General features: G+C 50.6%; 8 protein-coding genes. 7 read left to right on the top strand and 1 reads right to left on the bottom strand.

The features are described 5' to 3' along the window. Positions 1-223 precede the first annotated feature (223 nt). Positions 224-2,551, bottom strand: a complete 2,328-nt coding sequence (locus tag Q672_RS18175) for a TRAP transporter large permease subunit (RefSeq protein WP_007150199.1) — start codon at positions 2,549-2,551, stop codon at positions 224-226. Between the two features lie 192 nt (positions 2,552-2,743). On the opposite strand from Q672_RS18175, the gene Q672_RS18170 reads away from it, so the two are divergent. Genes Q672_RS18170 through Q672_RS18140 form a run of 7 tightly spaced genes read left to right on the top strand, consistent with a single transcriptional unit; the run spans position 2,744 to position 11,202 of the window. After that, positions 2,744-3,718, top strand: coding sequence for a metal-dependent hydrolase (locus Q672_RS18170; RefSeq protein ID WP_235047172.1), 975 nt, complete (start codon positions 2,744-2,746; stop codon positions 3,716-3,718). Next, positions 3,718-4,719 carry a BtrH N-terminal domain-containing protein gene (locus Q672_RS18165; protein WP_022983819.1) on the top strand — a complete coding sequence of 334 codons (1,002 nt, stop codon included), beginning with the start codon at positions 3,718-3,720 and terminating at the stop codon, positions 4,717-4,719. Before Q672_RS18170 ends, Q672_RS18165 begins: the two co-directional genes overlap by 1 nt. Beyond that, complete coding sequence (locus Q672_RS18160) at positions 4,694-5,674, top strand: PaaI family thioesterase (protein WP_235047171.1); 981 nt, start codon at positions 4,694-4,696, stop codon at positions 5,672-5,674. The genes Q672_RS18165 and Q672_RS18160 overlap by 26 nt, the downstream gene beginning before the upstream one ends. A 57-nt stretch (positions 5,675-5,731) precedes the next feature. Continuing rightward, positions 5,732-7,282, top strand: coding sequence for a long-chain-fatty-acid--CoA ligase (locus Q672_RS18155; RefSeq protein WP_022983817.1), 1,551 nt, complete (start codon positions 5,732-5,734; stop codon positions 7,280-7,282). Positions 7,283-7,329: 47 nt separating this feature from the next. Then, positions 7,330-8,490 carry an acyl-CoA dehydrogenase family protein gene (locus Q672_RS18150; RefSeq protein ID WP_022983816.1) on the top strand — a complete coding sequence of 387 codons (1,161 nt, stop codon included), beginning with the start codon at positions 7,330-7,332 and terminating at the stop codon, positions 8,488-8,490. 8 nt (positions 8,491-8,498) lie between these two features. Next, on the top strand, positions 8,499-9,614 hold the full coding sequence (locus Q672_RS18145; RefSeq protein WP_022983815.1) for an acyl-CoA dehydrogenase family protein: 1,116 nt from the start codon (positions 8,499-8,501) through the stop codon (positions 9,612-9,614). Continuing rightward, a complete protein-coding gene (locus tag Q672_RS18140) occupies positions 9,601-11,202 on the top strand; it encodes a GMC family oxidoreductase (protein WP_031225750.1) in 1,602 nt (533 codons plus the stop codon). Before Q672_RS18145 ends, Q672_RS18140 begins: the two co-directional genes overlap by 14 nt. The last annotated feature ends 30 nt before the right edge of the window (positions 11,203-11,232 follow it).

Raw genomic sequence — 11,232 nt, 5'->3', positions numbered from 1 at the left:
CGCAGTAACGGGGTAGAACCCAACCCGGCACGTTGCCGGTCGAGTTTGCCCTGGTCATCATCTGTTGATGGGGGGGGGCGGATTTGGTCAGGAGTTCAGATAAAGTTTGATTATTCCTGACCAAAATTTTTCGTCTTATTGTAAATGCAATCAGTTTACATTTTAATTTTCGCTGAGCGATGGAATCAGTTATTGAAAGCCAACTTTTAAAATTGACTCGCGATTAACCACCGTGCGATATTTTCTGGAACATATAGCCGTGGAGCGTATCTGACATCAGTGGCAGGTAGGATACCATCAATAGAGCGGTCAGCATCACGGCAATAGGCAGAAGATACTTCTCGTGGCGACGGTAAAAGCTGCCTCCGTGAACTTTGGCGGATTCCACTTCCTCGTCGCCGACCACCTGTCTTGTTAATAAGTGGTTAAGTGCCACCGGTGGTGACAAGTAGCCCAGTTCGAAGGCCGCTAGAGTGATCATCCAGAAGTGCAGGGGCTCAATTCCATTGGCGAACGCCACAGGAGCTATCGTGGCGTTCACCAGTAACACCGCGCCCATCGGATCCATGGTCATGCCAATGATTACCATAGTGATCACCAATATAGTCATTGCAACCCAGATATTGGCAAAAGTTTCAGGTAAGTTTTCCATCATCCCAGAACGTTCTACGATGCCACCAAGGCTTACCGACATGCCCATCAAAATCAACAAGGCACCGATATGTCCGGTGGTTTCATTGGTGGCAAAACGCAGTGAAGACTCTAGCTTCTCTCCTGTGCCTGGTTCAGGCTGGTGGTGAGGTTTTGCCGAGGGTTTTTTTACTAGATGCTGCAGAATCAGGCTGACACTAAGTAACATATTGCGCCAGAAAAGCTCCCAGAACAGGCTGTTAAGTTCATTTTTTGAAGTGCCAGTAGGAATGTTGCCGCTATTCAGGGCCTCCTGCATACCAGCCATATTGTAAGAGGAGTAGAGAATGAGGGGGACTAGCGTCAACGAGAAGACGTGTAGAGATTTTACGCTAAGTTTCTCGTAACACAGAATCGACAGCATCATTACAGGCAAAATGATGGGGGCGTAGATTTCGTTTAACTCCGCACCCAGAATATCTCGGAAAAATACTACCACCGTGCCCATGATGATTATATAGGGAAGCAGTGGGACCAGGCGTTTAAGACTGGCGGGTACTGCTTCAGATAAGGGTGCAATACGGGCGGGTGATGTGCGTACAAACTGGCTGTAAACGAAGAACAAGAACAAAGACAAAGAGAAAACCTTCAAGCCTGAGGAAAACATCTCATCTGTCGTCACTGCGTTATTCAATGCGGCAATAATCACTACCAGAAGACAAGGTCGAAGAACGACGCCGAGAGAGCCAGACATAGCAGTGGCTGCCAGAGCTAACTGCTTGCGGGCTCCGGCGCGAATCAGCTCATGGTAAACGGTGGCGCCAGCTGCGATTACAAAAATACCTGAAGCGCCGGTGAACGCTGTCGGGATTGCGGTAATTGCTAGCACGACAAAACACATGAGCTCTGGAGACATTTTCCAGGGTCGCAGTACATCAAATACCAGGTGGGCGAGTTTGGTTTGACGTAACATCATGCCTATCCAGATATACAGCGCGAGGCTCAAAAACAGTGTGGAAAGCTCCATGAGCATACCTAGGTATACACTTATTCCGTGATAGTAACCTTGTTGGGCGAACTGGATACCTGCGGAAATACACATGATGCTGTACAGCGGAATGGTCAGCAGCGATTTCCCCCAAGAGCCGCCATCGCTTAGATCTTTCGGCGGACGGAGCAACTGGTAGAACGCTGCCAGGCTGAGAATACTAAATCCTGCAATCCAGAACTGATGAAGATAGAAGTGATCAACGTTGACTCCATCTGCCACTGCGGATAATTCTGCACTGCGATAAACCCATGCTGACGCCAATAGCATCAGGTTTGCACTTAGCTGACCAACAGTTGAGACCAAATGATCCTTGCGCGTTTGAGCAGGCCGAAGTGCGATGTGGTGTCGGGAGAATGTAGCTGTTGCTGCACAGATTATGATAAGTAGGCAGAGTAAAAGGCGCTTGTAACCCCCAAGGGTGGTGACCAGATGGGCGACCCCTGTTTCCAGGTTGCGGAAGGCAATCACTCCAGGAGTGGCGTTCTCTTGAACCATCCTGTAGTCGCTCCATTTATTGCGACAAATGGAGCGGGATGACTCCAGCGATTGACGTATCGCTCCTTCGTTCACCTCTGATCCCAAAATTCCGGCTAATGGATCGGCCGCCATTCGTGCTTTCTTCTCGGTGATGGCCTTCTGGATCTCCTGTTCAATGTTAGGATCTGAATTACAGGTGGGGGCGCCGACAAGTCCCGCTGTTCGCAGCTTGAAGTAACCTTCCCATGTGCTCTCACCAATCTTGAGTAACTGGGAATGAATCACTTCGCCAGAGGCTAGAAAAATAGTGAGCAATAGCAGGATTATGGTTGGCAAGGAGGAAAGCCATTCTCCCGCAGATCGCTGTGCCATGCTCAAACTGGCAATATTCATCGGTACTTCCTTGCTCTATAAATTTATCGGTTACAAACGACAGGGTCGAACCGAATGTTTAAGGGAATTCTGAATATTTCGTAAAATGTGGTGATTCTCACTTCTTGGCTTTTGATCGGCCCATAGCGCTGATATTTAGCGCATCTTTCATGGTCGAATCACTACTTCGAAAGTTATAAGCATGAAACTTACGTGGTTTTGCCGCTTTGTAGGTTTGTTCTGGTTGACATTTGGTTAGTTGACCAAATAACATCGAAGGATGTCAACCTAAAGACAACCTGTTTCATTGGAGGAATTATGACTTCTTTGCCAATCCAGCCACGTAAAGTTGCTTTTGATGTCTCATCAGTGCCGCGGCACTGGAATGGCGGTGATCCCGTGCTGACCCGCTTTTTTGACGCCCTCTCGGTACATTTCCCGGAGGGGGAGCGCTTCTTTATCCAGTCAGTGCGTAACTTCAAGGATCAAGTGACAGATGATCAGCTGAGCGAGGATATTCGTCACTTTATTCGCCAGGAAGGTCAGCACGGGATTGTCCATGATCGTTTCAACGATGTGATGGCCAGCCAGGGCGTGGATGTGGATAAGGTCACTGCGAATCTAAGGACCTTTATTCGCACCACACAAAAGTACCTGCCGAAGAAGTATCAGCTCGCCATGACGGCGGCGTTTGAGCACTTTACGGCAACCCTGGGCGAAACCATGGTCAGCGAGAAGAGCGAGATGTTTAGCGAGGCTGACCCCGTCATGAGAGCGCTATTTCTGTGGCACGGGGTCGAAGAAGTAGAGCACAAGGCCGTGGCCTATGATCTTTATCAGGGCGCAGCAGGTGGAGGCTACTTCACGCGCGCGTCTGCGTTGGTGGTTGCGACCCTGATGGTTCACCTTGTCGTGGCTCCAGTATTTTGGAATATGCTCAAGCTTGATGGCGTAACGCGCCAGCCTGGTGTGATTCTACGAGGCCTGAACAAGCTTTATGGGCGAAAAGGTATTCTCACAGGCATGCTGCCTGATTTCCTCGCTTGGTTCCGCCCTGGATTTCACCCTTGGGATACCGGTATGCCTGAGAAGGTTGCCGCGTGGTTGGCGGAGTATGAGACTCATGGAGATCCGATGCGGGCATCGGAAACCATTTACGGTCCGGCTCCAGTGAGTGAGGCAGCCTGATGCATGGAGACAAGCAGGATCTCCCCAGTACCGTCGATGTTCCTCATACACATCGGCCTGGGCGTCACTGTGGCAGTTCAGCTATCAGAGACCTGCTGGAGTTTCATGGGCTTAATTTGACGGAAGCTTTCTGCTTCGGGCTGGGTGCCGGGCTTGGTATTACTTATGTGGAAATACCAGGCACGGACACCCCGTTTATTGTCCATGTCCGTTCAATGGGATTTGAGGAAACGGTGTTCTCTACACTGGGCGTGCCGTTTCGCTGGGAAACTTGGCAAGATAAATGTGCTGCCGCCGATGCGCTGGATGCCCATCTTGATGCGGGGCGGCCTGCGCTTCTCTTAACTGATATTTTTTACCTTCCTTATTTCAAGAGCAGTACACATTTCCCCGGTCACGCCATCGTCGCCTGGCAGCGAGCCGAGAAGGGCGAGACGATGCTCGTTAGCGATACCGAGCGCCCAGGGCTTTTAGAGGTGCCTCGTGACAAGTTGGTTGAAGCCAGATTCTCCTTGTCGCCACCCTTTATCCATCATGGTTCATTGTTCGCACCCGAAAGTGTTTCGGTTCAGGTGTCTCCCGAGAACGTGCGCAGTGCGATTGTGAAGAATGCAGATAATCTACTGCAAGGAAGCAGGAATCACGGTATTCAAGCGCTAACAACTTGGATCCAGGAACTTCCTCGCTGGAAGGCAGTGGATAAATGGCAATGGTTGCTCCGTTTCGCCTATCAAGTGATCGAGAAGCGTGGAACGGGGGGCAGCGGTTTTAGAGCGATGTATTCAGAATTTCTCGATGAAGCGAGTGAAATTGTTCCTGAAATACATGAGGCAGGCTTGGTCGAGTTGATGCGCGCGAGTGCTGCGGCATGGTCCGCTCTGGCTGATTGTCTGCGAAAGGGGTCTGAAAGTGAAACATTCCCTGAAGAGGCAATAACGGACGCCATTGAATCTGTGCGTGTTGCAGAGACCCGGTATGCGGATGCCGCTTCAACATTCTGATAAAAAGTTGCTAACTATGACAGCTGAGACATCACTCCCGAGAGAACTGCTTGCCGCAAAGGCTTTTTTTGGTTCAGGGCATCCGTTGTTCAGGGTTTTTGGTATCGCAATGGATGACATTACCAAAGATGGCGCGGTAATGAGCATGCCTTGTGTGGAAGAGGTTTGTGATCAACAGGGAAAGCTTCATCGGGGAGCCATCGCTACCTTGCTTGATACGGCATGTGGTTTGGCGATTTTTGTGCGCCTCGGCGACATGCGCCCAATTGCGACAATTGACTTGCGCGTTGATTTCATCGCTAAACCCGAGGCTGGCGAAGGGGTGGCATGTAATGTCACCTGTTTTGCAGTTGAAGAGAATATTGCCTATGTCCGTGGAGAGGCATTTGGGCGTGATGGCGACAATTTGCTGGCGTCGGTATCAGGCAGTTTTGCGATAGGAACGGCAGGCCCGTCCTTTGATCAATCTGTGAATGCTGGCAATAAGAGAGCCCCCTCCAAGAAAAACACAATCGATGATGAAGGAATCATCAGCTTCGAAACAGAAAGGGTAACCGCTCTCTCTACTGTTGTCGGCGATGTATCACCATACGAAAAATTTCTTGGTATGACGGCCTCGGACGATAACGGCGAAGCAACCTATAAAATGCCGTTTCGCGAGCAGCACATTGGCAACCCTCTGATCAAGACTTTTCATGGCGGTATTATCGCAAGCTTCGCGGAGCTTGTTGCTGGCGCGCACTTAACATCGAATCAGGCTGAACAAAATAAGCCAGTATGTTCAAGTATGACTCTGGATTATTTGCGCCCGGCCTTTGCGGGTACGTTGGTGGCCAAGCCGAACATTATTCGTGAAGGAAAGCGCTTCATTGTGGTTGTTGTGGATGTGTTTCTTGATGGCGCCCAGGTTTCCCGAGGTCGCTTCATTTATAAGAGAGTCCTCGCTTCCAGCTAATCCAATCTATAAACAACCCTCCCCCTTCCTTTTCTGCCTCAATAGAGGAGTTCTGTTATGTATATTTCACAGACTTTGCGCCGTGCGGTTCAATTAAACGGCAAAGGTACGGCTACCGTTTTTGCTGGCCGGCGGCAAACCTGGCGAGAGTTTGAAGACCGTATCGCATGCCTTGCTAACGGGTTGCTAAGTCTGGGCGTCAAGGCGGGTGACAGGGTTGCCATACTGGCGTTAAACAGCGATCGCTACCTGGAGTATTTCTATGCAGTGCCGTGGGCCGGTGCGGCAGTGAATCCCGTCAATATTCGGCTCGCATCACCTGAAATCGCCTATACCTTGAATGACTCAGGTTCTAAAGTCCTTTTCGTTGATGACACCTTTGCAGCATTGCTGCCATCCCTGCAGCCACAGCTTGAGTCTATCAAGCATGTTGTCTTCATGGGCGAGGGTGAGTGTCCACAGGGGTGTATTGATTATGAATCCCTTGTCGCCAACGCCGATCGAATCCGTGACGCCAATGCTGGCGGTGACGATCTGGCGGGGCTGTTTTATACCGGTGGTACCACTGGGCGGTCAAAAGGCGTGATGCTGAGTCATGACAACCTGGTATTCAATGCCCTGAACGTGGTTGCCGAGATGGGCTATGACAGTGACACCATATATATGCATGCCGGGCCCATGTTCCACTTGGCTGATATGGCCAGCACGTTTGCCGTGACACTGGCTGCGGGGACACATGGCATTGTTCCTCGCTTTGATGTTGATGAAGTGCTGGCTTTCATTGAGCAGGAGAAAGTCACGAACACCCTGTTGGTGCCGACCATGGTCAATCTTCTAGCCTCATCTGGGCGCATCGCCAATTACGATGTCAGCAGCATAAAACGCATGCTGTATGGCGCCTCGCCAATGCCAGAGGCGGTATTGATTAGTGCTATGGAACAAATGCCGACAGTGTCATTTGCTCAGGGCTATGGCCAGACCGAAGCCTCCCCAATCATTACCTCACTCGGGCCAGAACATCACATTCCCGGCGGAGAAAAATTACGTAGCGCCGGTCGCGCAGCACTGGGTGTGGAGGTGGTGGTGCTTGATGAAAATGATCAGGTGGTATCTCAAGGTACGGTTGGCGAAATATGTGCGCGGGGACCAAACGTCATGTTGGGTTACTGGGGAATGGAATCAACAACCGCTGATACCTTGCGCAATGGTTGGCTACATACCGGCGACCTTGGCTACATGGACGAGGATGGATTTGTCTTCATCGTTGATCGAGCCAAGGACATGGTAATTAGCGGTGGAGAAAATATTTTCTCTGTTGAAGTTGAAGGTGCCATTTATAGCCATCCTGCGGTACAGGAGTGCGCGGTAATTGGTATTCCCGATGAACGCTGGGGTGAAGCTGTGCATGCAATCGTGGTGCTGCGTGAAGGAGAGCACGCCAGTGAGGCAGAGATTATCGAACATTGCCGTGAAAGAATTGCAGGTTACAAAGTGCCTCGTAGCGTTGATTTTAAGGCAGAGTCGTTGCCGGTGAGTGGGGCAGGTAAGGTGCTGAAAAACGAACTGCGAGCCCCCTTTTGGGAGAGCAACGGTAAACAGGTTAATTGAGTAATCGATGACCTTGTATTGCGAAATTTATTGGCTTGGAGGCTTTCATGAATCTGGATTTCAGTAATGACGAAAAAGAATTTCGTAAGAGTATCCGGCAGTGGATGAAGGAAAATGTGCCTGATGATATTCGGCGCTGTACTGCCCGAGGAGCGATGTTAGATAAGAATATGCAGCAACGTTGGGAGCGTTTGCTGGGCAGTCAAGGTTGGCTTACGTCTACTTGGCCAGAACAATTTGGTGGCCCAGGGTGGAGCGCAACCCAGCGGTATATTTTCGATCAGGAACGCGCCTCGGCAGGGGCACCGCCAACAAGCCCTTTTGGTGTGGCTATGGTTGGGCCGGTGTTATATACCTTTGGTTCTGAAGCACAGAAGGAACGGTGGTTGCCCGGCATTCAGCGTGGCGAAACGCTATGGTGCCAAGGTTATTCTGAGCCCAATGCGGGCTCAGATCTGGCCTCGTTAAAAACGCGAGCCACGCGTAATGGCGACCATTATTTGGTTAATGGTCAAAAAATCTGGACGACACAGGCCCATTGGGCAGACATGATGTTTTGCTTGGTGCGAACGGATAGCACCGTGAAACAGCAGCAGGGTATTTCATTCCTGCTGATCGATATGAAAACCCCCGGGCTTGAAGTACGGCCGATTTATTCAATTGATGGGCATCATCACCTTAACGAAGTCTATTTTACCGACGTGAAAGTGCCTGTGGAAAATTTGGTGGGTCAAGAAGGAATGGGGTGGACCATTGCCAAGTTTCTTCTTACCCACGAACGCACCACCATTGCCGGTGTGGCGGATATTCACTACGAAATCAATCGCCTTAAAAGTGCTATCGATGCGTTGCCAACGGAAACAGATAAGCAGTTGGCGGTGCGTCGGTTGGCTGGATTGGAAGTCGATCTTATGGCGCTGGAATACACCAACTTTCGCACCGTTGCTGCCACAGATGAAGGCAAGCCGTTCGGCCCAGAATCGTCAGGACTGAAAATCAAAGGCACGGAACTACAGCAAAGGGTTTCCCAGGCGATGGTGGAAATCGGAGGTTTGATGTCATTGCCATGGGATAACGAGGAGCCCATTGGGGAGCAAATTTTTAATCAGGCCAGTCGCCGCTATAACTTCCTGCGTGCGTGCACCATCTATGGTGGATCTAACGAGATCCAGAAAAACGTGTTGGCGAAGATGTTGCTCGGATTGTGAGGTGAAAAATGGATTTCAAGTTACCCGAAAATACCACCATGATTGCGGATACCGCACGCCGTTATCTTAAAGACAACTATTCATTTGACAGCTACATTGCACAGTTGAATGAGAGTAATCACCTTGAAGCGAATCGCTGGCAGGCCATGAATGATTTGGGTTGGTTTGGCCTTCCGTTTGCTGAATCTGCTGGAGGGTATGGCGGCTCATTGCTTGACGTTTGCGCCATTGTTCAGGAGTTAGGAGCCGCGCTTTGTCTTGACCCTTTTGTCGATTTAATTGTTTCCCCCGGCAAGTTATTGGAGTTCGCCAATACGCCAACATCCTTGGCGTTGCTTGATCGCATTATTGCTGGTGAGGCACGTGTGGCTTGCGGTCTTTATGACCGGCATGCCGGTTATCACGTGCTGAACCCTTCCTTGAGGCTAAACGGAGAACGACTTTCCGGGCAGAAGCACGTTGTGTCTGATGGTGGCGTTGCAGACGCCGTGCTCGTCTCCGCTATGTCTGGTGATGAGTTGGTCATTGTCGCGCTACCTTTCGACGCCTGTGACGTTGAAAGATATCGACTGCTCGATGGAAGCCGTGCTGCCAGTTTGACGCTTGATGATGTGCTCATCACAGACGATATGGTTTTGTGTCGTGGTGATGCGGCAAAGCAAGCGGTTTCTGCCTGGTTCGATTATCTGTGCGCATTGGACTGCGCACGTATGTACGGCGCCTGCCGAGAGGTGTATCAGGCCACTCTGGAATACGCTCGAACGCGTAAACAGTTTGGTACAACGATTGGCAGTTTTCAGGTAATCCAGCACTACCTTGTTGATGCGTTTATTGATCTCCAGCAGCTGGAATCCATGCTCTTGATGGTGTCAGTAAAAGGAGAGAGCGCAAACGTCTGTGAGCGCGGGCGCGCGACAGCGGCGGCAAAGGCTTACTACGCAAACCGGGCCGTTGGTATCACTCAGAAAGGTATCCAGATCCATGGTGGCGTTGGTGTTACGGAAGAGCTGAACATTGGCCATTACTTCCGTCTGGTGACACATGCATCATTGAGTCATGGCGACCGAGAGCACCACATGTCACGGTTTATTCAGGCGGGGGAGAAGCAAAATGAAGTCGTTTGATTTTATCGTCGTGGGGGCGGGCTCTTCGGGCTGTGTTCTTGCCAACCGGTTAAGCGAGTGCGGCAAGTATTCCGTTTGTCTTATTGAGGCCGGCCCCCACGATAATAGCGGGTTTATTAATATTCCGTTTGGACTCATCGGTCTGATTAAACAAGGAAAGCGAAACTGGGGCTACGACACCGCGCCACAGAGTCATCTTAATAAAAGACGCCTCTACTGGCCGCGAGGAAAAACACTGGGGGGCAGCAGCTCAATCAATGCCATGGTCTACATTCGAGGCCAACAACAAGACTATGATGACTGGGCAGCGCAAGGCGCAACAGGGTGGGCGTGGAAAGATGTGCAGCCGGTATTCAATGCACATGAAAACAATGAACAATACTCCGCTGACAATTGGCATGGTGTGGGTGGGCCGCTGAATGTTACCCAAGTCAGGGATGTTAACCCGTTAACCCCGCTGTTTATTAAGTCCGGTGAAGAGCTGGGTTATACCCGAAACGATGATTTTAATGGGCCGGAACAGAAAGGCTTTGGCCGGTTTCAGGTAACACAAAAAGAAGGGCGCCGATGGAGTGCCGCGCGTGCTTTCCTGGATCCTGCACGTGGCCGCGATAACCTGCACATCATGACGGATGTGCAGGTAACCAAGGTGTTACTGGATTGCGGCAGGGCGATTGGCGTCGAAATTTGTGATAGTGATGGTGCTCAATCGGTCATTGGTACGAACAAAGAAGTCATCCTGTCCGGTGGGGCGATCAATACCCCTCAGTTGCTGATGTTGTCGGGTATTGGAGAGCGAGAGCACCTATCGAAAATCGGCATCACTTGTTTGCAAGACTCGCCGGAAGTTGGGGAGAACCTTCAGGATCACCTTGATATGACCGTCATGATCAAGGACAAAAGCCGTCAATCAATCGGCATGTCACTATTTTTTATACCTCGGCTGATTAGTGCCTTCTACCAGTATTTTCGTCATCGGCGCGGCTTTCTTGCCAGTAACGCGGCGGAAGCAGGGGCTTTTGTCAGCCTGCTCAGCGAGCCGGATCGTCCGGATGCTCAGCTACACTTTTTACCGGCTTATCTTCGAGATCATGGACGTCAGTTGACGCCTGGGTTTGGTTGTACGATTCATGTGTGCCAACTCAGGCCTAAGAGTCGAGGACAGATTCGATTGGCCAATAGCGATCCATTTGCTGCGCCTTTGATAGACCCAAACTATCTTTCTCATCCTGACGATATTCTTGTGCTCCGTGAAGGCGTGAAACTAGCCAGAAAAGTGTTTCACAGTCATTCTTTCAGCTCTGCTTTTGGCGGTGATGACGAACCGGCTTCCAGCGTGGAGAGTGATGACCAGATTGACGCGGATATTCGCCAGCGCGCTGAAACAATCTACCATCCCGTCGGCACTTGCCGAATGGGTAGTGATGAAAAAGCGGTGGTGGATGTCCGTCTGCAGGTAAACGGTGTGAAGGGGTTGCGTGTCGCCGATGCCTCGATCATGCCACTGTTGATCAGTGGTAATACGAACGCGCCATGTATGATGATTGGCGAGCGAGCGGCACAATTTATTCTAGAGGATGCGCAATAAAGATCGGCTAGAGAAAAGCTATGATAAAAG

It is taken from the genome of Alcanivorax sp. P2S70 (genome assembly GCF_000475295.1).
Taxonomy (GTDB): domain Bacteria; phylum Pseudomonadota; class Gammaproteobacteria; order Pseudomonadales; family Alcanivoracaceae; genus Alcanivorax; species Alcanivorax profundi.
The sequence above is the reverse complement of the archived record's forward strand: the minus strand, read 5'-3'. Positions and strand labels throughout refer to the sequence as shown.